The sequence below is a fragment of the Ureibacillus sp. FSL K6-8385 genome, assembly GCF_038593155.1.
GTDB classification, from domain to species: Bacteria; Bacillota; Bacilli; order Bacillales_A; family Planococcaceae; genus Ureibacillus; species Ureibacillus terrenus.
The window spans coordinates 1,895,764-1,916,571 of record NZ_CP151968.1 but is presented as its reverse complement, the minus strand read 5'-3'; the positions used below and the strand labels follow the sequence as shown (position 1 = coordinate 1,916,571).

The 20,808-nt window shown below is 43.4% G+C and carries 21 protein-coding genes; 14 read left to right on the top strand and 7 right to left on the bottom strand.

What is annotated here, in order from left to right:
* Positions 1–65: 65 nt before the first annotated feature.
* Positions 66–395, top strand: a complete 330-nt coding sequence (locus NST62_RS09470) for a YuiB family protein (RefSeq protein WP_141602714.1) — start codon at positions 66–68, stop codon at positions 393–395.
* Between the two features lie 46 nt (positions 396–441).
* Here NST62_RS09470 and NST62_RS09465 read toward each other — a convergent pair whose 3' ends face one another.
* Positions 442–927 carry a divergent PAP2 family protein gene (locus NST62_RS09465; RefSeq protein ID WP_141602713.1) on the bottom strand — a complete coding sequence of 162 codons (486 nt, stop codon included), beginning with the start codon at positions 925–927 and terminating at the stop codon, positions 442–444.
* Positions 928–1,110: 183 nt separating this feature from the next.
* Between NST62_RS09465 and NST62_RS09460 the strand changes: the two genes are divergently transcribed.
* From NST62_RS09460 to NST62_RS09410, 11 genes are all read left to right on the top strand, one after another.
* Complete coding sequence (locus tag NST62_RS09460) at positions 1,111–2,880, top strand: helix-turn-helix domain-containing protein (protein ID WP_328215898.1); 1,770 nt, start codon at positions 1,111–1,113, stop codon at positions 2,878–2,880.
* Between the two features lie 203 nt (positions 2,881–3,083).
* On the top strand, positions 3,084–3,941 hold the full coding sequence (locus tag NST62_RS09455) for a 3-hydroxyacyl-CoA dehydrogenase family protein (protein WP_141602711.1): 858 nt from the start codon (positions 3,084–3,086) through the stop codon (positions 3,939–3,941).
* On the top strand, positions 3,925–4,740 hold the full coding sequence (locus tag NST62_RS09450; protein ID WP_141602710.1) for an enoyl-CoA hydratase-related protein: 816 nt from the start codon (positions 3,925–3,927) through the stop codon (positions 4,738–4,740). Before NST62_RS09455 ends, NST62_RS09450 begins: the two co-directional genes overlap by 17 nt.
* A 5-nt stretch (positions 4,741–4,745) precedes the next feature.
* Positions 4,746–5,924: an acetyl-CoA C-acetyltransferase gene (locus NST62_RS09445; RefSeq protein WP_141602709.1), complete on the top strand. Its 1,179-nt coding sequence runs from the start codon at positions 4,746–4,748 to the stop codon at positions 5,922–5,924.
* Positions 5,925–5,937: 13 nt separating this feature from the next.
* The gene (locus NST62_RS09440; RefSeq protein WP_141602708.1) at positions 5,938–7,503 is read left to right on the top strand and encodes an AMP-binding protein; all 1,566 of its coding nucleotides are present in this window, start codon (positions 5,938–5,940) and stop codon (positions 7,501–7,503) included.
* A gap of 26 nt (positions 7,504–7,529) precedes the next feature.
* Positions 7,530–7,955, top strand: a complete 426-nt coding sequence (locus tag NST62_RS09435) for a thioesterase family protein (protein WP_141602707.1) — start codon at positions 7,530–7,532, stop codon at positions 7,953–7,955.
* Positions 7,948–9,603 (top strand): acyl-CoA dehydrogenase family protein, encoded by a 1,656-nt coding sequence (locus NST62_RS09430; protein ID WP_342462831.1) that lies wholly within the window; start codon positions 7,948–7,950, stop codon positions 9,601–9,603. Before NST62_RS09435 ends, NST62_RS09430 begins: the two co-directional genes overlap by 8 nt.
* Positions 9,604–9,690: 87 nt before the next feature.
* Positions 9,691–11,010 carry an MFS transporter gene (locus tag NST62_RS09425; RefSeq protein WP_246045870.1) on the top strand — a complete coding sequence of 440 codons (1,320 nt, stop codon included), beginning with the start codon at positions 9,691–9,693 and terminating at the stop codon, positions 11,008–11,010.
* 139 nt (positions 11,011–11,149) lie between these two features.
* Positions 11,150–12,655 carry a leucyl aminopeptidase gene (locus NST62_RS09420; RefSeq protein ID WP_141602705.1) on the top strand — a complete coding sequence of 502 codons (1,506 nt, stop codon included), beginning with the start codon at positions 11,150–11,152 and terminating at the stop codon, positions 12,653–12,655.
* Positions 12,656–12,716: 61 nt separating this feature from the next.
* On the top strand, positions 12,717–12,926 hold the full coding sequence (locus NST62_RS09415) for a hypothetical protein (RefSeq protein ID WP_141602704.1): 210 nt from the start codon (positions 12,717–12,719) through the stop codon (positions 12,924–12,926).
* A gap of 97 nt (positions 12,927–13,023) precedes the next feature.
* On the top strand, positions 13,024–13,590 hold the full coding sequence (locus NST62_RS09410) for a DUF5366 family protein (protein ID WP_328220071.1): 567 nt from the start codon (positions 13,024–13,026) through the stop codon (positions 13,588–13,590).
* A 25-nt stretch (positions 13,591–13,615) separates the two neighbouring features.
* Here NST62_RS09410 and NST62_RS09405 read toward each other — a convergent pair whose 3' ends face one another.
* On the bottom strand, positions 13,616–14,653 hold the full coding sequence (locus NST62_RS09405; protein ID WP_342462830.1) for a transglycosylase domain-containing protein: 1,038 nt from the start codon (positions 14,651–14,653) through the stop codon (positions 13,616–13,618).
* A 68-nt stretch (positions 14,654–14,721) separates the two neighbouring features.
* Complete coding sequence (locus NST62_RS09400; protein WP_246045868.1) at positions 14,722–15,465, bottom strand: biosynthetic peptidoglycan transglycosylase; 744 nt, start codon at positions 15,463–15,465, stop codon at positions 14,722–14,724.
* Positions 15,466–15,675: 210 nt separating this feature from the next.
* Between NST62_RS09400 and NST62_RS09395 the strand changes: the two genes are divergently transcribed.
* Both NST62_RS09395 and NST62_RS09390 read left to right on the top strand, forming a co-directional pair.
* Positions 15,676–16,266: a peptidylprolyl isomerase gene (locus NST62_RS09395; protein ID WP_141602786.1), complete on the top strand. Its 591-nt coding sequence runs from the start codon at positions 15,676–15,678 to the stop codon at positions 16,264–16,266.
* Between the two features lie 18 nt (positions 16,267–16,284).
* Positions 16,285–16,506, top strand: coding sequence for a hypothetical protein (locus NST62_RS09390; protein ID WP_141602702.1), 222 nt, complete (start codon positions 16,285–16,287; stop codon positions 16,504–16,506).
* A gap of 103 nt (positions 16,507–16,609) precedes the next feature.
* On the opposite strand, the gene NST62_RS09385 is transcribed toward NST62_RS09390, so the two are convergent.
* The 4 genes from NST62_RS09385 to NST62_RS09370 form a co-directional block, all read right to left on the bottom strand.
* A complete protein-coding gene (locus NST62_RS09385; protein ID WP_342462829.1) occupies positions 16,610–17,806 on the bottom strand; it encodes an MFS transporter in 1,197 nt (398 codons plus the stop codon).
* Between the two features lie 64 nt (positions 17,807–17,870).
* Positions 17,871–19,142: a TRAP transporter large permease subunit gene (locus tag NST62_RS09380; protein WP_141602701.1), complete on the bottom strand. Its 1,272-nt coding sequence runs from the start codon at positions 19,140–19,142 to the stop codon at positions 17,871–17,873.
* A complete protein-coding gene (locus NST62_RS09375; RefSeq protein ID WP_141602700.1) occupies positions 19,123–19,620 on the bottom strand; it encodes a TRAP transporter small permease in 498 nt (165 codons plus the stop codon). The genes NST62_RS09380 and NST62_RS09375 overlap by 20 nt, the downstream gene beginning before the upstream one ends.
* 105 nt (positions 19,621–19,725) lie before the next feature.
* Entirely contained in the window at positions 19,726–20,763 is a 1,038-nt protein-coding gene (locus tag NST62_RS09370; protein WP_342462828.1) for a TRAP transporter substrate-binding protein, read from the bottom strand.
* Positions 20,764–20,808: the final 45 nt, after the last annotated feature.

The window sequence follows — 20,808 nt, the reverse complement described above, 5'->3', positions numbered from 1 at the left end:
TTTCCATTTGAAAGGACAACTCAATTAGGTTAAACTAATGGGAGGAAAATGGAGGTTATACTTATATGGGTGGCTCAGTTTCGATTGTACAGTTAATCATTTCAATTGTTTTATTTTTTGTGATGTTTTTTGGTATCGGTTTCTTATTAAATATGCTTCTTCGCATGACCTGGCTGATGACCATTATTTATCCGGTTGTCGTCATCTTTATCATTGATGAAGTAAGTTTTTTCGATTATATATTTAAACCTGGTTATGCATGGCCCGCTTTATGGGACAAAATTTTATCCCTCCAATTCGTGGATATTGCCATTTTATCGGGCGGATTCCTTGGCACCATCGTTGCCGGAATCGTTATGATCATTTTAAGGAAACAAGGCTATCGGATGTTTTAAAAAGGATCTATCCAAAAGAGAATGCGGCTTTTGGATAGATCCTTTTTTACCGAATGAACGTGTAAAAAATAACAGCAATGGCGATTCCGGTAATCGCTCCTGTTAATACTTCATTGGGCTTATGTCCCAATAGTGTTTTTAGTTCTTCCTGTTTTTCATTTCCGTCTTTTTCATTCCAATGTTTCATGTCCCGGAAAAAGACGGTTAATTCTCTGCGGATTTTATTTAGCATGGCCGCATGCTGGCCTGCCTGATAACGGACGCCGCTTGCATCATACATGACAATTCCCGCAAATAATGCGGCCACCGCAAAAATGGGGGAGTCAAAACCGGTTTCATATCCGACGGCTGTAGCGAGGCTTGTCACGGCAGCGGAATGGGAACTTGGCATGCCGCCGGTGGAAGTAAACAATGACCAGTTGATTTGCCCCGTAAATAAGAAATGAATGGGGACTTTAATGATTTGCGCAAAGATGATAGAAAATAGCGCCAGGATTAATGGAGCGTTTTGAAAAATGGCCAAATTTTCCATACCCTTTCTTTCATATCTTTCCATTAGTATAGCATAACTGTATTTTCTATTTTTAGTCGTTTGCATGGGATTGCTTACGTGGTTATTTGGAAATTTTTCATTTAGGATATTGGAAACTAACGATGAATTTGTAAAATTAGTATATAAATAGTATGAAAATTATGAATAAAGGCTGTGAACGGAATGAAAAAGGAACAAAAAAAAGAAAATATCGTGAAAAAGTTAGAAAGGCATTTAAAATCGACTTCCCGGCAGCTTGTTCAATTCGATTCCGAAGAAGAGACTCTTCAATACATTTCGGACTCTTTCCGGGAAAAACTGTCCGCGGATTTCGTGGGAATCGTTGTTAAATCGGACGGGCAATTAACCGTGAAGTCATGGAGCGGGGCAAAGAGGGCTTTCATCAATGCTTTTCCGTTAAATGTCGATCAGTGTTCCCCAAACCTGTTTTTATCCAGCTTAACCCACGAGCAGTTGGCCAGGGAAAAAAATTGCGCATTCACGAAATTGCTCCAGGATGAGAAGATTCCTACCTGGTTTACTTTTCCTTTAAAAAATGAGTTGAATCTGTTTGGCTTTTGCATCATCGGTTATTTCCAAAAAGTGATGTTGTTCGAGGAAATGGAAAGCGTTTTTGACGAATTTGGCAAAGACGTGGCCATTGCAATGTTATTCCAAAGGGAAAAACAGCATAAGCATAAGCTGCACCAATTGCTTCTGTATCAACAAACCCTTGTGAAAGAAACGATTCATGGCAGTTCCATCGATGAAATCACCGAAACATTGAATCAGGCTTTGAACAAGTCGGTCATTCTGTTGGACCGTTTTTTGAGGCCAATCTCTTATAAACTGTCGCCAGAAGACGAAGGATTGTTGGATGAATATTTGGAGCTGGCCACTTACGAAATCGTTCAGAAGCGTGCATCGAAGGCCTGGAACCCGAGTGCGTTGTCCGGGAAAACGATCGCCTATTGGACGATTGATGTAGGAGGGGATTTCTTTGGATACCTGGTGCTGGATGTTTCAAACGCCAAAATGGATGATTATTTCCGGCTGACGATTGATGTTGCCCGCAATATTTATTCCATCCAATTCATGAAGCAAAAAATTATTCTTGATACGAAAGAACAAGTCCGGGACAGTTTTATCAATAAAATATTGTCCAATCATCTTGACGAAATAGAAAATGTTTACCAATACGCAAATCTTTTCCGTTGGGATATTGAACGCCCCCATTATGTGGCCATATTATCTTTGACCATATTGGATGAAAAACTGGATATATTGGAACAGGAGTCCTGCAAGTCGCGGATATTGGAAAAGCTCAAAACCAATCTTTCGAATTATTTTCCGGAAGTATTCATCGTCAACAAAGAAGGGGACATTGTTTTGATCGCCCCCGCATCGTCGATGAACGGGCAAGTAAAAAGCTATTGGAGCAAAATGTATGAAAATCTAAAAAAGTGGGTCAAAAATGAATGCGAAAAAGTTCTGGTTTTACTGGCAGTGGGGGGGAAAACGAATCAAATCCCGGATTATTCGGTTTCATATTTGCAGGCGAAAAAATGCTTAAATGTGGTGAAGTCGCGATTCAATGATGCGGGTTTTGCATTGTTTGATGAATTGGGGGCCTATGCGCTGCTCCATGAAATCGACGGTGAAATCGCCTCCATTTTCATCCAGGATCATATCGGGCCACTATTAAACAGCGAAGGCAAAAACATGGATCTGCTGCAAACCCTTCAAGTGTATTTATCCCATAACGGGAACATGAAAGAAACGGCAAACGAATTATTCATTCACCGAAGCACACTTCAATACCGTCTGGAAAAAATCGAAGATCTTTTGCAAGTGGATTTAAATAATGCGGAACACCGGTTTAATTTGAATATGGCCATTAAATTGTATGACCTTTTTGGGAATGAAATTCATGTTCAATCATTGAAACTGTAAAAACTGCCTCAGAAACGTTTGTTTCAGGGCAGTTTTTTTATTATTGTCAAGTAATTTAATATTCCGGAATTGACTTGTTCATTCTCCGCAAAAATGATGAAAATTCATTGAATTGTTCCTACACGGTATAGGTACAGTCGAAAAAGAAAATGGCTTATAGTTAATTACAGAAAATTTTAAAAAATGAAAAGGGGATCGAAGTGATGGCTATAAAAACAGTTGGTGTTATAGGCGCAGGCACTATGGGAAGCGGAATCGCAAACTTGATTGCCAGCAGCGGATTCCAAGTAATTCTGCACGATGTGGAAACTAGATTTCTAGATAATGGTTTGTCCCGCATAGAAAAATTTATGCAAAAAAGCGTTGAAAAGGGAAAAATCACAGAGAGCGAAAAAGCGGAAGTGCTTGAAAGAATCCGTCCGACGACAAATTTGGAAGATTTGAAGGAAGCCGATCTTGCCATCGAGGCGGTTATTGAAAATTTGGATGTGAAAAAAGAAGTCTTTTCAAAATTGGATGACATTTTGCCGGAAGGTGCAATCATTGCCACAAATACCTCTTCCATGTCCATTACCGAGCTCGCGGAAACAACAAAACGCCCGGAAAGGGTCGCTGGGATGCATTTCTTCAATCCGGCCCAAATCATGAAGCTGGTGGAAGTGGTGCGCGGGCTTAAGACGAGCGATGAAACAGTCGCTGAAATAAAAGCGTTTTCAAAACAGTTGGGAAAAGAACCGATAGAAGTGAAAAAAGATGTTCCAGGATTTATTGTCAACCGGATCATGATTCCACAATTTATCGAAGCGATCCGTCTGCTCGAAGAAGGGGTTGCGACTGCGGAAGACATCGATAAAGCGGTGACTCTCGGTTTGAATTATCCGATGGGGCCTTTCACATTGCAGGATTATGCAGGCGTCGATGTCGGCTACTACGTGATGGAATATATGAAAAATGAATTGAATGACAACCGTTTTGCGCCGCCTTTGCTGCTGAAACAATTAGTAAGGGCGGGAAGATTAGGAAAAAAGACAGGAGCTGGTTTCTATGACTATAACAAATAAAAAGTTGGAGGACGCTTTTGTTAAATATGAATCATTACTTTATGAAGTAGAGAATAAGATTGCTATTGTTACCATCAATCGTCCGCCGGTCAATCCATTGAATACTGCCGTTTTTAAAGAACTCACCCAACTGATGACGGAACTTGAGAGCCGGGAAGATGTCCATGCCATTATTCTGACGGGCAGCGGCGAAAAGGCTTTCGTCGCAGGTGCGGATATCCGTGAAATGCTGGAATTGGATGCAGTCGACATGTTGGAGATGAATCAAATTTCAAGAAAAACCTTCTCGACAATTGAAAACTTGGCGAAGCCTGTCATTGCCGCCATCAACGGACTTGCCCTCGGGGGAGGTCTGGAATTGGCGCTCTCCTGCGATTTGCGGATTGCTTCAGAAAAAGCAAAATTCGCGTTTCCGGAAATCAATCTCGGCATCATACCGGGCGGAGGAGGAACGCAAAGATTACAAAGGATTGTCGGCCAAGGAATTGCAAAAGAGCTGCTTTATTTCGGAGAAATGATCACGGCGGAGCAAGCTTTGGAATGGCATATTGTCAATAAAGTTGTTCCATCCGAAAATCTATTGGCAGAAGCAAAAGCTTGGGCTGCGAAATTGGCCGAAAAACCTCAAGTGGCATTAAGAATGCTGAAATTGGCGGTGAATTCCGGAGCAAATGTTGATATAGAATCAGGTCTTACGATTGAAATGGCCTGCTTTGGCAATACCTTTGCAACAAAAGACCGAAAAGAAGGAATGCAGGCATTCGTGGAAAAAAGACAGCCGAAATTTACAGGGAGATGATTTTTGTGAAACAAGATATCGTTCTGTTAGAAGGCGCACGGACAGCTTTAGCCGAATTTTGCGGTTCATTCCGGGATGTCCCGGCGACCGATTTGGGCGCATATGCGTCTGTTGAAGCGATCAAAAGGTCGAACATTGCCCCTGAAGAAATTGATCATGTGGTATTCGGAAATGTCCAACAGTCCAGCAAGGATGCCCATTTCCTGGCCCGCCACGTCGGATTGAAAGCGAAAGTGCCGATCGAAGTGCCGGCCGTTACCATCAATCGTTTATGCGGTACCGGCATAGAAGTGATTTTAACCGCTGCCAGGTTCATCCAGACAGGGGAAGCCAATGTGGTGCTGGCCGGCGGTGCGGAAAATATGAGCCAGGTTCCCCATGTCATCCGGGGAATGCGTTGGGGCACAAAATTGGGATCGCCGGTCATTGAAGATTGGCTATGGGATGGATTATATGACACATACGGCCAATGTTCCATGGCGGTCACTGCGGAAAATTTAGCGAAAAAATATGAAATTACACGGGAAGAAGTGGATTTGCATGCGCTTACAAGTCATGAAAGAGCGCTTGCGGCCATGGACAAAGGATATTTCAAGAAAGAAATTGTACCTGTCGAAGTGAAAAAGAAGAAAGGTTCCGTACTTATTGATACCGATGAACATCCAAGAAAAACAAGTTTGGAAGAATTGGGAAAATTGCCTCCCAGATTTATAGAAAACGGTGTTGTCACACCGGGCAATGCAAGCGGAATGAATGATGCAGGAGCGGCTGTTGTCCTTGCTTCTTCCGATTATGCCGAAAAAAGAGGATTAAAGCCGATTGCCAGACTGGTGTCATGGGACGTTGTAGGAGTGGAACCGAAATATATGGGAATCGGTCCTGTTCCGGCAATTCAAAATGCTTTGAAAAAAGCGGGATTAAAGCTGCATGATTTGGACTTGATCGAAATCAACGAAGCCTTTTCAGCCCAGTATCTGGCATGTCAAAAGGAATTGGGCTTTGATCCGGCAATCGGAAATGTCAATGGCGGTGCAGTAGCTTTGGGGCATCCTTTGGCAGTTTCAGGGGTAAGAATTTCATTGACGCTCATTTATGAACTGGCCAGAAGAGGAAAGAAATATGGCGCATCCGCGGTTTGCATTGGCGGCGGACAAGGAATTGCAGCGATTTGGGAGAGATTATAAAGGGGGTTGAAATATGACGACAGTTTTTGAATTGCTGGAGAAGGCTTCTGAAAAGTACCCTGACAAAGAGGCGGTCTTTGACGGTGCCAATCGTGTTACGTACCGGCAATTAATCGAAGAAGCCCGGTTAATTGCCGCGGCTTTGGCACAAAAGGGTTATCAAAAAGGCGACAGGGTCATGGTTTCCCTTCCAAACTGGTATGAAGGAGTCGCCATTTACTTTGCTTTGGCGCGATTGGGAGCGATTTTAATCCCTTGCAACACGAGATACAGCAGGGAAGAACTGCTCTATATCCTGGAAAATTCCGGCGCCAAAGGAATGTTTGTAGGAAAGGATTTTCAATATTTCGATACCTTTGAACAATATTTAAAATCCAGAAATGAAGATCATCATTTGGAAGATATTATCACAGTGCGCTCTAAAAAGTCAGAATATTCATCTTATTCCGATTTATTGAAAAAAGGAAGGGGGTATCCTGTTCCTTCTCCTTCAATCACCCCATCGGAAGACGTTTATACAATCCTGTACACATCCGGAACGACCGGCAGACCAAAAGGTGCCATGTTGACACATGAAAACGTGGTGTACTCCGCGACCATTACTGTGGATGCCCTGAAATGCTCAAAAGATGATGTGTATTTGATTCCGGTTCCGATTTTCCATGTATTTGGATTAGTGCCTGGCATTCTATCAGTGGTCCTCAAAGGTTCAAAGATGGTGTTCCTGGAAGAATATAAAGCCATCAATGCACTGCGGCTGATTGAAAGCGAAAAAGTGACGGTCCATTATGGTGTACCGACGATGTTCATTCTGGAACTCAACCATCCTGAATTCCACAAATTTGATTTGTCCTCGTTAAGAACGGGGATTATCGCGGCGGCTCCATGTCCTGAAGAAATTGTGCGGAAAATCCGGACGGAAATGGGGTGCGACATCCAAGTTTCCTATGGCCTTACAGAAACTTCCGCGCCTATTACCTTTACAAGTTTTGAGGATGATGACTATTTAAAATCGACAACGGTGGGTAAATTTTTGCCGGGCTATGACGGTAAGATCGTGGATGCCCAAAGACAAAAGGTCGGCATCGGAGAAATAGGGGAAATCGCGGTAAAAGGGAAAGGCGTCATGAAAGGGTATTACAAAATGCCGGAATATACGCAAGCGGCGTTCGATGACGACGGCTACTTCTATACAGGCGACCTGGGAACAATGGATGAGCAGGGGTATGTCCGCATTGTCGGGCGCAAGAAAGAAATGATTATCCGGGGAGGATATAATATTTATCCACGCGAAATCGAAGAGCATTTCTACAAGCATCCTAGCATTTTGGAGGTGGCCATTATCGGGTTGCCTGATACGGTGCTGGGCGAAATCAGCTGCGCGGTCATCAAACTGAAGCCTGGACATGAGGAGGACGAACAGTCCCTGAAAGAATACATCAAAGACAAAGTGGCGGATTTCAAAGTGCCGGACCGGATTATTTTTGTTGATAAACTTCCGATCACTGCAAGCGGAAAAATCATTAAACATGAACTGAAAAACATCATTACGGAAAAATTGAAAGCGACTCTGCGATAATTACGGAATTAAAGGCGGGTGGGAATATGCATAAATATGAATTCAAAGTGCGGTGGGGAGACACGGATGCCGCGGGAATTGTGTTTACGCCGAATTTTTATAAATGGATGGATGAAGCGACCCATGAATATCTTGCGGAACTGATTAAACCTTCCAGCAAGCTGTACCGGGAAGACAAACTGGCATTGCCCATCCTGGAAGCCTTTTGCCAGTTTAAGAGACCGCTTTTCTTTGAAGATCATGTGGTGATTGAAACAACCGTGTTGGAAATCCATAATAAAACCTTCAAATTGAGACATGTGTTTAAAAGAGGGAACGAGATTGTCGCCCATGGCTACATGGTGCGCGCATGGACGTCCTTTTCCGATACACCGAAAGCACAGCCGATTCCAAAAAATGTCGTCGACAAATTAACTTTATCTCTTGAAAGAGAGGTTGTCGCCCATGACTAGCTCTACGAAAAGTTTATTGTCCTTTTTGAACAGAACAAGCCGGCCGAATGATGTATTTACGGTAGAAGATTTTACCGATGAACATCTCATGCTTCGGCAGACGGTTCGCAAATTTGTCGAGCGGGATGCGTTTCCGGTTCTTCGCCTCATCGAACAGAAACAATTCGAAGAAACGAAAAAATTGATGTTAAAGGCGGGGGAGCTGGGATTGATTGCGGCGGATATCTCTGAAGAAGATGGAGGTCTGGGGCTCGGAAAAGTAAGCGCTGCCATTATCGCGGAAGAAATGGCAAAATCAAGGTCTTTCAATATCACTTTTAGCGGCCAGACAGGTATCGGAGCCCTTCCAATCGCGCTTTTTGGAACGAAAGAGCAGAAAGCCCGCTATTTGCCGAAGCTATTGACCGGAGAGCAGATTGCCGCATATGCGTTGACAGAGCCATCCGCAGGGACGGATGCTTTAGGCATAAAGACTTCCGCCGTTTTATCCCCATGCGGCAAATATTACATTTTAAATGGCGAGAAGCAGTGGATTACCAACTCCGGATTTGCCGATATCTTTATCGTCTATGCAAAAGTGGATCGAAAGCACTTTACCGCTTTCATCGTTGAAGCGGACCGTGAAGGTTTATCGACGGGCCCTGAGGAAAACAAAATGGGTCTGGATGGTTCATCTACCCGCTCGCTCATTTTGGATCAAGTCCATGTACCGGCGGAAAACGTGATTGGCGAAATCGGGCGGGGACATATCATCGCATTCAATGTATTGAATTTCGGAAGACATAAAATTGCGCTGAGTTCTTTAGGCACTGCAAAAAGGGCAATGGAACTGGCCATTGATTATGGCAAGACCCGTCAACAATTTAATAAGCCATTGACGAGTTTTAACCTGATCAGAGAAAAAATTGCCGATATGGCCGTTCAAACATTGGCCGTCGAAAGTGTTGTCTATCGCACGGCAGGAGAATTGGAAGAAGCCTTTTCAGAGCCGTATGATTCCATTGCGAAATTGGTTGCCAGATTTGCGGTGCATTGCTCCATCAACAAAGTGCTGGCGACCGAAGCGGTATGGAAGATTGTGGATGAAGCGCTGCAAATTCATGGCGGCTATGGTTATATGCGGGAATACGAAATCGAACAATTGTATCGGGATGTACGAATCAACCGGATTTTTGAAGGAACAAATGAAATTAATCGCATTCTCATTGCCGGCCATATTGTGAAGGAGTACGAACCCGCTATTGAAGAAGAAAACAATTTAAATGGCCCATTCGGGGAGGAAATGCAAAAAATCACAATGGCGAGAAACATATTTAAAGAATTGATTGAAAGCGCTCGCAGTAACAAATCCGATATGAATGAGGAACAGGAATTGGCGGCGGCCATTGCCGATATGGTAATCGGTTTATATGCCATGGACAGCTTGTTGGCAAGGGCGCAAAAAGCGGAGGCAGATCAGCGCATCAAGATTGCAGCCAAAATCTATGTCCATGAAACATTGCAGCATTTTATCCGGCTGTCGCTCTATTTGAAAAATTATATCGGAATTGGACAACAAACGATTCAGAAGGCGCAGCAGGTTGTTGCAAATAGCCATGATGATTATGTCGGATTGAAGCGTCAAATGGCAGAAATCGTTATTCCATAACGATTTCTGGCCATTTCTTATTATTACAATTTGTACTCGTTTTTTCCTATTCACATTGTGAAAACGATTAATCTGGGGGGAGCATTATTGAAAGATATTCAATTAATCGAACAGACGACGATCAGGAAAACGATGTTCAGGATTTTGCCGTTTATCTTGATTCTTTACATTGTCGCCCATCTTGATCGGGTGAATTTAGGATATGCCGCATTGGAGATGAATGCGGATCTAGCATTGACATCGGAAGTCTTCGGTTTGTTGTCGGGAATTTTCTTTATCGGCTATTTCTTGTTCGAAATTCCGAGCAATATGATATTAAATAAAGTTGGCGCAAGACTTTGGATTGCCCGGATTATGATTACCTGGGGAATCATCGTCGTATTGACGGGATTTGTTCAGGATGCATCCCATCTATATATTCTGCGGTTTATTTTAGGCGTTGCCGAGGCTGGATTTTTCCCTGGAGCCGTTCTTTATTTGACGTATTGGTTCCGGAAAAAGGAGCGGGGCAGGGCGACAGCGGTTCTGCTTTTGGCGCTGCCGATTGCGGGACTGATCGGAGCTCCGGTCTCCACGTGGATCATTGACCATATTTCCTGGTTTGGATTGGCAGGATGGCGCTGGATGTTTATATTGGAAGGTCTTCCTGCGATTGTGCTCGGAATTGTGGTGCTGTTCTATTTAGTCAATCGTCCCGGAGAAGCGAAATGGCTGTCGCAGGAGGAAAAGGATTGGCTGGAAGCCGAGCTTCAAAATGAACTGAAAGAAAGCAACAAACTGAATAAAAAATACATCGGTGAAATGCTGAAGGACGCAACGGTTTGGAAATTGGCGTTCATCTATTTTTCAAATTATACTTGCATGTTCGGATTGTCTTTCTGGCTGCCGACGATTTTAAAGAACTTGTCGGCGGAAGGTACGACAAACGTGGCGATCGGTTTGCTGGCGATGATTCCATCGATTGTCGGAATCATTGCGATACTCTTGGCAGGATGGAACTCAGATCGTACAGGAAAATATCGTGAGCATCTGATTGCCTCTTTTGTCATCGCATTCGTCGGATTTGCGTGTGCAAGTTTCATGAGTTCCCCTGGGTGGATGGTTGTCTGCCTGGCAATCGCTTCCTTTGGTCTGTATATCTTTGCGGGATGCTTCTTCGCCTATGAAACCCACTTTTTTACAGAAAGAACGGCACCGGTCGGCATAGCATTGGTGAATTCAATGGCATCCCTTGGAGGATTTTTGGGACCGTATATTTTAGGGGTATTGAGTGTAAAAGTGGGCATGTTGTTCCTGGTGGGATTAGGAATATTGGGAACTGTAGCTTTAATCACCTTAAAACAAAAGGCGGCTGAAAATGTGTCTGCGGAAGAAATCAAGCAAATGGAAAGTGTCGGAGAGGGTTAATATAACAGGATATTTTTCCTTTTCTTTGTTATAATTTGTCACTTCCCTGGTTATACGATAACCTATAGTTGGAAGTGACTTTTTTATTTATTCGATACAAATTTGGGCCTATTTTTATTTGGCATGGAGGTTCTGGACGATGATTCGAAAAGAGAAAATATCCTTTGCACAAATACCGACGGAATTATTGATTGTCGGCGTACAAAAAAATTGCGACCATATTCAAGGATGGAAAGATTTCGTATCCTTTTACGGCGAGCAGGTTGAAAAATGGATTCGCACCGGTGATATTGATACGGATCGGAAAAAATTAACGAGAATCCCGTTTATCGGCACCCATGATCATTTGCAGAGGGTGTTGTTTGTAGGATTGGGAGATCCGAAGACTTTGACGCGGAACGAATTGAGGGAAACTTTCGGACTTGTAGGCAAACAGCTCCGTGAGATGAGGGCAAACAAGTTTACGATTTGGTTGGAATCCTTCACGGCAGCTCCGATTCATGAAAAAGATGCCGCTTTTTTGTTTGGGGAAGGATGCGGAATGGGATTTTATCAAGTTCCCCATTATAAAACCACTTCGAATGTTCCGGATGTCCATTTGGATGAAGTGTATTTTGTCACTGATGAAGATGTCGACGAAATAGCGGAAAGCTACAAGTGGGGATCCGTTTATGCGGAGGCGGTTAACGAAGCGAGAACATTGGTGAATTTGCCTCCAAATATATTAAGAGCTGCGGATTTGGCGGATTATGCGGTTGATTTGGCCCACCAATACGGCTTTGAAGTGGAAATACTGAATAAAGCGCAAATCGAAGAACTGGGCATGGGCGGTATTTTGGCGGTAAACCGCGGATCGACGAATGAACCGAGAGTCATAACATTGAAATATAAAGGAACCGATGAGTGGAAAAACGTCATTGGTTTGGTGGGGAAAGGTGTTACCTATGATACGGGCGGCTATTCCATCAAGTCGAAAACCGGAATGGTCGGCATGAAAGGCGATATGGGGGGAGCAGCGGCCGTTCTTGGCGCAATGAAAATTATCGGTGAAAGGAAACCGAAAAAGAATGTTGTTGCGGTTATTGGAGCAACGGACAACATGATTTCAGGCGATGCCTTTAAGCCGGACGATGTGATTACGACATATAGCGGCAAAACGGTGGAAATCAAAAATGCCGATGCGGAAGGGCGCCTCATTTTGGCGGATGCCGTTACGTATGCAAAACAACACGGGGCAAATTATTTGATTGATGTGGCGACTTTGACAGGCGGGGTGATTACCGCTTTGGGGTATGATAAAACCGGTGCATTGACAAATCATGAAGGCTTTTTCGATAAGTTTATGGAAGCGAGCATCAAAACAGGCGAATTTGTTTGGGGCATGCCATTGACGGAAAGGGACAGAAAACGCATTCGCGATTCCCAGATCGCCGACTTGAACAATTCGCCTGGAAGCGATGGACATATGATTTTTGCAGGGGGATTTGTCGGAGAATTTGTGGAAAAGACCCCATGGATTCATTTGGATATTGCAGGAACATCCGACGCATCAAAGCCTTACGATTTGGGTCCAAAGGGCGGCACGGGCGTAATGGTCCGCACCCTGGCGACATTTGTTGAAGATTTCGCATTTAACATAGTTTAGGCAATTAACATAAGTGAACCTCCTTTTCTTACATATGTTACTAAAGAAAAGGAGGTTTACTATGTCTCATTACCGATATCACCATCGTCCGGTACCATATAACAGAGGGGGATTCAATTTCTTTGGCTATCCTTTTCTAGGAGGGTTTTTAGGGGGATTATTGGGGAACGTGATTTATCCTCAAGGATATTATTATCCTAGATTTTATCCACCATTCAATCCATATTATCCAATCTATCCTCCATTCTATCCACCATACGGCCGTTACTAATGGGTGCGGATTTCCGCACTCTTTTTCTTTTCTTCTCTTGATAGATTGAGAAATTTTGCTATGATAAGTTAGGAAAAATACAGTAAACGGGGCAAATATGATGAAAAATCCGTACTTATACAGTTATTTACCTTTATTATCCATTTTGCTTTACAGTTTAACCTTTGGCATTTTTGCCGTAAGCAGGGCGGTCGAATTGTTCCAATCCATCGGTTTATATGCCGGCCTGCGGGAATTTTTTACGGATATGGAAATCCGGGTGCTTCTCTTGTTCGTCATTTTCCTATGCTTTTTCATGTTGTTTTCCGCTTTAAAATTAATAGGGGAAACGATTTATGAAACGGGCATGTATTTTTTCTCGAAAGATGCCGAGGGGAAGGCGGTGAAAGCGGGCCGTGGAGGATATGCGATTTTTTTCATCGGGGGGCTCGTCAGCACCATTGCCGTCCAATCATTGCCTATGCTGCTGATCATTTTCGCATTATCATTATTTTGTTCCTTTGTTTATACGATATACAAAATGAGCCAATATACGTCATTGCCGGGGATGGTCGGGTTTATCGTATTTGAAGTTCTTTTTTGGGCGATCTTCTTGGCAGCCGTCCTATTTGTTTGTTTAAAACTGTATAACGGGATTTTGGCGAGCCTGCCTTTTGTCCAATAAAAAAGATGCCTTGAGGGCATCTTTTTTATTTGCTGATGATTTGGTTAAATATTTTGAAATGGATTTTCGCCTTTTCAAGCGACTGCATGGATCTCGGCCGATCATAGCCGATCCAAACGGCGGCGGTATATTCATTCGATAAACCGGCAAGCCAAAAATCCCGGTAATTGTCCGTTGTTCCTGTTTTTGCTCCGATGTAAGAGGAATTTGCACGTATCCCCACACCCGTCCCGCTTTTTACCACTTCGCTTAAAAGAGTGCGCATATGCTTTACGGTTTTATCTGACCAAATTGTTTTCCGCTCCGTCGGCCAGCGGTACAAAACGTTTCCTTGCCGGTCGGTGACTTTGCGGATGGCATGGGCTTTTATGTATGTTCCGTCGATGAAGCTTGTGTAAGCATCGGCCATTTCAAGCGTTGTCACGCCGTATGTAAGTCCCCCTAATGCAGCAGGATAGGTCTTATCCTGGTCCACGATCGATTGAAAATTGAACTGCTGCGCATATTGAAAGGCTCTTTCAATCCCCACTTTGGAAAACAGCCGGACAGCCGGGGTATTCATACTATGTTTAAACGCATCCGTAATTGATACATTCCCGTAAATAGCACCCCCGTAGTTTTGCGGACAGAAATTGCCTATGCAAATCCTTCCTCCGTTGACAAGGGAAGAAGGTGTATAGTCCGTTGTTTCGAAAAGAGGCGCATAAACGATGATCGGTTTAAAGGAAGAACCCGGTTGTCTCGGTGCCTGAAATGCCCTGTGAAAATCATATTTTTTATAGTTTTTTCCGGCGTACATGCCCACATTTTCCCGGGTTTCATTGTCTATGACCGCCGCGCTTGCCTCAAGGTCGGGAACCGATAAAAGCGCGTTGATGGCCTTTTCATCTCTCTCCTGTTTTTTAGGATCTAATGCTGTATGGATAATGATGCCGGACTGGAGAACCTCATTCACTTTTTCATCCAATTCCATTTGAATGATTTTTTTTGCCTGGGGAGTAGCTTTCCGGATTTTTTCCGTATATCCTTCCGCATCAGAAATGATTTCTTTCAGTTCATGCATCACATAAGTGCTATAAGCAGGGAACATTTGCGTCTTTTTTTTGATGTTCAGCCGTATCGGCTGTTGTTTTATGTATTTGCTTCCTCAAGGGTGATCATTTTTTCTTTGGCAAGAATGTCGATCAGCCGCTCCTGGCGTGCTTTTGTATTTTCAAAATGGACGAGCGGATCGTACAGGGACGGATTATTTGGAATCGCCGCCAAAAATGCGATTTCCGCAACGGTGCATTCCTGCAAAGGTTTGTTGAAATAATAGGTCGCGGCTCCTCCAATTCCGTACACTTGATTGGCGAAATACATTTCATTTAGGTACATTTCCAAAATCTTGTCTTTGTCATACAGTTTTTCTAATTCATAGGCATAAAATATCTCCATTAATTTCCTTTCATACGTTTTTTCTTCAGATAGATACAGCATCCGGACAAGCTGCTGGGTGATGGTGCTCCCTCCTTGCTGGATGGAATTTTGTTTTGCGTTCTCGGCAACCGCTCTTATAATACCGCTGATATCAAAACCGATATGTTGATAAAAGTTCCGGTCTTCGCTCAAAATAAAAAGCTGTTTGGCGATTTCAGGAACTTCTTTATAGGATACAGGGTTTCTCCATTCGACATAATCTTCGCTGAACAGATTCCCATTCCGGTCCACCATTTTGACAGGAAGCGGCTTTTTTATCTCCGTCAGCTGTACCTGTTCCCGGAGCTCTTGTTCATGGGTCCGGCTTTTTTCAACTTCTTCCCAAATTTGATCGCCCAACCAATAGAGGAGAGGGAAAAAGCAAAGAATGACCAGATACCCCAAGGATCGCTTCATTATATATCCCTCCTCATACAAGAAAGAATATCATAGATTTTAAAAAAACTGTCTTTTTTTTATCCCTGCTCTATTTTCGAAGATGATGAATGACGGTTAAACAATGGAGTAAATGTGAAATTAGAAGAAAAAAATATCGTTTTATGGTAAACTGAAACGGGGAAAAGCAGTATGAAGGCATTCATTAATACGGTTAAAGGAGAAGAAGCGATGTATCCACAATTGACGAAAGAATTAAATCCAGGGGAAATTTTAGTTGAAATGAAGACGACAATGGGTACGATTAAAATAAAATTGTTCCCGGAGCATGCCCCAAAAACGGTTGAAAACTTTTTAGGCCACGCAAAATCCGGTTATTATGAAGGGGTTATTTTCCATCGTGTGATCAAGGATTTTATGATTCAAGGAGGAGACCCGACTGGTACAGGAATGGGAGGGGAATCCATCTGGGGCGTTCCTTTTGAAGATGAATTCCATCCTGAATTGTTCAATTTGCGCGGCGCGTTGTCAATGGCCAATGCAGGCCCTAATACGAACGGATCCCAGTTCTTTATCGTCCAAATGCCGTATGTGCCAAGCGAAATGATTGGACAAATGGAACAGGCGGGATTCCCGAAAGAAATTATCGAGGAATATGCCCGCATAGGGGGAACTCCTTGGTTGGACTATAAACATACTGTATTTGGTCATGTGGTGGAAGGCATGGATATAGTGGACAAAATCGCCAATGTTGAAACGGATTTCCGTGATAAACCGACAGAAGATGTGAAAATCTTATCCATCACAGTGCTTGAAGAATAGAAGAAAGAAGTGGTTTCGATGAATCACCTATTGCTTTACGGAGATTTTTTATATTTTCCGGAAGACAAAATGGCGTACATTCCTGCGGCCATTGAAATGATTTTTCTGTTTCTTTTGTGCTTTGCCGTCTTTTTTGCCGTGAAAAATCTGTCAAAGAGACAAGAACTGAAAACAAAAGAGCTGGAAGAACGGATTCTGAAGCAAAAAGAACAAAACAAGGAAAAACATACAGAACCATAACCGTTTGCAGGCTGTCCGGAGGGCGTCGTTCCGGACAGCCTGCTTTTTTCTAAACAAACTATTCATAATATGAACTTGCATTTGAGAACAGGGGAAATTCTTTTCAGTTCTTTCTTTGAAGATGTTTGAATGAAAGGTTTAAAAAAATCAGGTAAGTGATGGTCAAAGCCGCTGTAATATAAATGAACCCATTCCACCCAAAATGGTTATAGATCGGAGCCACAAGCGTGCTTCCAGATGCGACGCCGATATAATAGGCTACCAAATAAAGGCTGGATGCACTTCCTTTTAAATAAGCAGCAACTTTGCCGACATTGGCGGCCGTCAAAGAATGGGCTGTAAAAAAACCGAAACAAACCATGCATAAACCGGACAGGACGATCAGAATCGAAGAATGCAAGGTGCATAATCCCCCTAAAGTTAGTACAACGATGGCTGCAGTCCGCACTTTTTCCAACGTAAATTTATTGGAAAACCAGCTCGAAACAGGCGCCCCTATAATCCCGAAGGCATATGCAAAATACAAAAAGGAGACGGAATCGAGGGGCATGGAATAGGGAGGGTTTCCCAAATGGAACGGCAGGTAAGTCCATGTCCCGGTAAAAGTGATTTGTAATACAATTCCTAATCCGAACAAGACAAGCAAGGCAGGATTTTTTAAGTGAAATCCAAATCCTTTTAAATCATCCCAAAAACTGGCGCTATTTGGGACGAAATGGTTGGATTTTGGCAAAGTCATTAGAACAAAAATGAATACGGCCATTCCAAAAAACATAATAATGGAAATCGTCAATTGCCAACTGTAAGTTTCAGAAAGAAAACCTGCAAGAAATCGGCCGATCATGCCCCCCAGCGCATTTGTGGAAATATAGATGGAAGTGGCAAGATTTCTGGCTTTTGAATCGATTTCTTCCCCGATATACGCAAGCGATGCGGCAGGCACACCGGCAAGAGCAAATCCTTGGATAAATCTCAATAAAGAGATGATCCAATATTTTTCCACGAAAAGCATGATCAGAAAAGGAAGAATGGATAAAAGAATGGAAAGGTGGATAAAGATGACCCGTCCCTTCCGATCCGAAAAAAAACCCAGCACTATCAGCCCCATCATCAATGACAAGGTGGCCAGTGACATGGTTAAACTCGAATAAGTGACGGAGATGGAAAACTCTTTTTCAAAAACAGGAATAAGCGGCTGAAAAGCATAAAAGGCCGCAAAAATAAAAGTGGACGCGAGCCCGAGACTGGAGACGATCCGCCAATATCCCGGCTCGTTGATTTGATACCCCTTTGTTTCCATACGTGCACACCCTCTTATATATATGAAACTATAACGGACACTTCAGAAAATGTCCGTCTGTTTGTCATTTCTCCATTCCAAATGGCAGCCAAAGTGATAGCTGAGGGAAAAGAATAACGATGACTAGATAGGCAATCATTAATGCGATGAACGGAATGACACCCCGAACGACCATTCCAAGTTTCTCCTTCGCGATTCCTGCAACAACGAACAAGTTCAATCCGACCGGCGGCGTAATCATGCCAAGTTCCAAGTTGATGACCATGATGATCGCGAAATGGTATAAATCGATGCCAAAGTGCTTTAAAATCGGCAATAAGATTGGTAATGTAATTAAAATAATGGATACAGCTTCCAGGAACATGCCCAATATGAAGAAAAGAATGTTGACGATGAACAGGAACACCCATTTGTTCATGTCGCTTTCCGCAATCCATTGACCGACCTTATGCGGCACTTGTTCGTTTGTAAGGTATAATCCGAATAAAGACGCGGCGCCGATAATCAAGAAAATCATCGCGGTTACGTTAATGGATTCCACCAACACTTGCCGGAAATCTTTCCAGCTTAACTCACGATATATAAATATAGAAACGATGAGTCCATATACAACCGCAATGACAGCGGATTCGGTCGGCGTAACCACCCCGGTGTAGATGGTTCCCAGGATTAATACCGGCAACAATGCACCCCAAATCGCTTTCAACGATTTTCTGCCGCGTTCTTCCCAAGTGGCTCTCTCTTCACCCTGATATCCTTGTTTTTTCGCATAAACGATGGCAGCGGCGATAAGAACTGCCAGCAATCCTAAACCGGGGATGACGCCGGCCATAAATAATTTTCCGATGGATTCTTCAGCCGTAATTCCGTAAATAATTAACGGGACACTTGGAGGGATCAAAATGCCGAGCGTTCCTCCTGCTGCAACCAAACCGTAAGCGTATTTTTTATCATAACCGGCAGCGATCAGGGCCGGAATCATGATTGATCCGATGGCGGCCGCCGTTGCCGGAGATGACCCCGAAATTGCCGCGAAAATCCCGCAGGCAAGGATGGTTACAACCGATAGCCCGCCTGGCAAGTGGCCGACCCAAGCCCGCAAAGCTTCAATTAAATATTTCGAAATGCCGCCCCGGGCCATAATGGCTCCCGCCAATACAAATCCAGGAATCGCCATCATCGGAAAGGAGTCAAGGGCCGTAAACATCCGTTGAGGCACCATGTTCATATTAAAATCGGACATAAATAACATGAAGATGGTGGATAAAGCCAAACTGATGGCCACCGGAACCCGCAAGAAAACCAATATAAAGAAACTAAGTAAGAGGGTTAGCATATTCCTCATCCTTTCTGCGCAGAATGTTTATCAACCTTTCGATGAATCGGAGCAGGAAAAGCACTCCGGAAATTGGAAGGATGAGGTAAACGATCCACATCGGGATGCCTACTTCCAGGGATACCATTCCGGAATGGAGGCGGGCAGCGACCAGATTCCATCCGTAATATGTATAGATGATACAGAAGATGATGCTGAGCGCTGTCGCTGCAAGGTTGAGAATATACTTTCCGGTGTCATTTAAGCGGTCGTATAAAATGTCCACCTGGATATGCTGGTTATGTTTCAACGCCATGCCGAAGCCTAAAAAAGTCCCCCAAATGATTGAATATCTTGCCACTTCTTCTACCCAGGCCTGAGGATGGTTCAATACATAGCGCATAAAGACCCCATAGAAAATCAGGAGCACGCCGGCGCCGAAAAATAGACTGGCCAAGATTTCTTCCAACCAAGTCCAAAGTTTGATTAACCCTTTCACTCACAATCACTCCTTTTTATTGAAAGTTAAAAAAAGGGGAGTGCCGATTGAATCGGCACTCGAAAGTTTGGGGAAAAGATTGTGTTGCAATTGCTGATGATTTATTTATTCTGCTAAGGCATTGATGCCATCGATTAACTCTTTTGTAATGACATCTTCAAATTGATCATAAACAGGCTGCAATGCTTTTTTGAGAGCTTCGCGCTCTTCATCCGTCATTTCATAAACTTCCACTGTACCTAAGCTCTTGATTTTTTCGAAAGATTTTTGGTTTTCTTCAGCCGCCAATTTTTGGGCGTATTTTGTCGCTTCATCGAGAGCTTCTTCCACTAATACACGCAAGTCTTCAGGCATTGATTCCCAGAAAGATTTGTTAACGAAAATTGCATAGTCAAGGCGTCCGTGTTGAGTAGTGGATAAATATTTTTGAACTTCATAGAATTTCATCGTGTCAAAGTTGTTGAACGGATTTTCCGCACCGTCCACTGTACCTTGTTGAAGGGCAGCATAAGTTTCGCCGAAGGAAATGGTTGCAGAACCTGCTCCAAGCGCTTCAAATTGCGCTTCCAATACCTGGCCGGCCTGTGTGCGGAATTTCAATCCTTTAAAGTCTTCCGGTTTGACTAACGGACGCTTGTTATTTGAGAAATGTTTGAATCCGTTTGGCCAGAACGCCATACCTTTGATGTCGTTGGCCGCCAATTGTTTGGAGTTGAACAACTCTTGCGCCAACTCGGAATCAAAGAATTTTTGGACATGTTCCTCATCTTTGAACAAATAAGGCATGTCGACATATTGCCAACGAGGGTCGATTTTTACCATTTTTGTGACAGACGGGGCAATCATATGTACGTTGCCTGATACCAACGCGTCAAGCTCGTCTGCATCACCGTACAATTGTGAAGACGGATAAACTTCGACTTTTACTTTCCCATCTGTTTTTTCCTTTACCAAATCAGCAAAATAATTTGCCGCTTTCCCTTTTACACTGTCCGGCGCCGTAACGTGGGAAAATTTGATGATCAGCGGGTTGTCAGCAGTATAATCATCGCCGGATTTTTTTTCATTGCCGGTGTTTCCTCCGCAAGCGGCAAGCGCCAGCGCCAACACCCCTAAAATTGTGACAAAAAGCCATTTCTTCATTTGTATCCCCCTTATGCGATGTTAAATTTATTTGTTATAGAGCAA

Coding starts and splice junctions, on each gene's coding strand:
- NST62_RS09470 (WP_141602714.1), top strand. CDS start 66: ATGGGTGGCTCAGTTTCGATTGTACAGTTAATCATTTCAATTGTTTTA.
- NST62_RS09465 (WP_141602713.1), bottom strand. CDS start 927: ATGGAAAATTTGGCCATTTTTCAAAACGCTCCATTAATCCTGGCGCTA.
- NST62_RS09460 (WP_328215898.1), top strand. CDS start 1,111: ATGAAAAAGGAACAAAAAAAAGAAAATATCGTGAAAAAGTTAGAAAGG.
- NST62_RS09455 (WP_141602711.1), top strand. CDS start 3,084: ATGGCTATAAAAACAGTTGGTGTTATAGGCGCAGGCACTATGGGAAGC.
- NST62_RS09450 (WP_141602710.1), top strand. CDS start 3,925: ATGACTATAACAAATAAAAAGTTGGAGGACGCTTTTGTTAAATATGAA.
- NST62_RS09440 (WP_141602708.1), top strand. CDS start 5,938: ATGACGACAGTTTTTGAATTGCTGGAGAAGGCTTCTGAAAAGTACCCT.
- NST62_RS09435 (WP_141602707.1), top strand. CDS start 7,530: ATGCATAAATATGAATTCAAAGTGCGGTGGGGAGACACGGATGCCGCG.
- NST62_RS09430 (WP_342462831.1), top strand. CDS start 7,948: ATGACTAGCTCTACGAAAAGTTTATTGTCCTTTTTGAACAGAACAAGC.
- NST62_RS09420 (WP_141602705.1), top strand. CDS start 11,150: ATGATTCGAAAAGAGAAAATATCCTTTGCACAAATACCGACGGAATTA.
- NST62_RS09415 (WP_141602704.1), top strand. CDS start 12,717: ATGTCTCATTACCGATATCACCATCGTCCGGTACCATATAACAGAGGG.
- NST62_RS09410 (WP_328220071.1), top strand. CDS start 13,024: ATGATGAAAAATCCGTACTTATACAGTTATTTACCTTTATTATCCATT.
- NST62_RS09405 (WP_342462830.1), bottom strand. CDS start 14,653: ATGCATGAACTGAAAGAAATCATTTCTGATGCGGAAGGATATACGGAA.
- NST62_RS09400 (WP_246045868.1), bottom strand. CDS start 15,465: ATGAAGCGATCCTTGGGGTATCTGGTCATTCTTTGCTTTTTCCCTCTC.
- NST62_RS09395 (WP_141602786.1), top strand. CDS start 15,676: ATGTATCCACAATTGACGAAAGAATTAAATCCAGGGGAAATTTTAGTT.
- NST62_RS09390 (WP_141602702.1), top strand. CDS start 16,285: ATGAATCACCTATTGCTTTACGGAGATTTTTTATATTTTCCGGAAGAC.
- NST62_RS09385 (WP_342462829.1), bottom strand. CDS start 17,806: ATGGAAACAAAGGGGTATCAAATCAACGAGCCGGGATATTGGCGGATC.
- NST62_RS09380 (WP_141602701.1), bottom strand. CDS start 19,142: ATGCTAACCCTCTTACTTAGTTTCTTTATATTGGTTTTCTTGCGGGTT.
- NST62_RS09370 (WP_342462828.1), bottom strand. CDS start 20,763: ATGAAGAAATGGCTTTTTGTCACAATTTTAGGGGTGTTGGCGCTGGCG.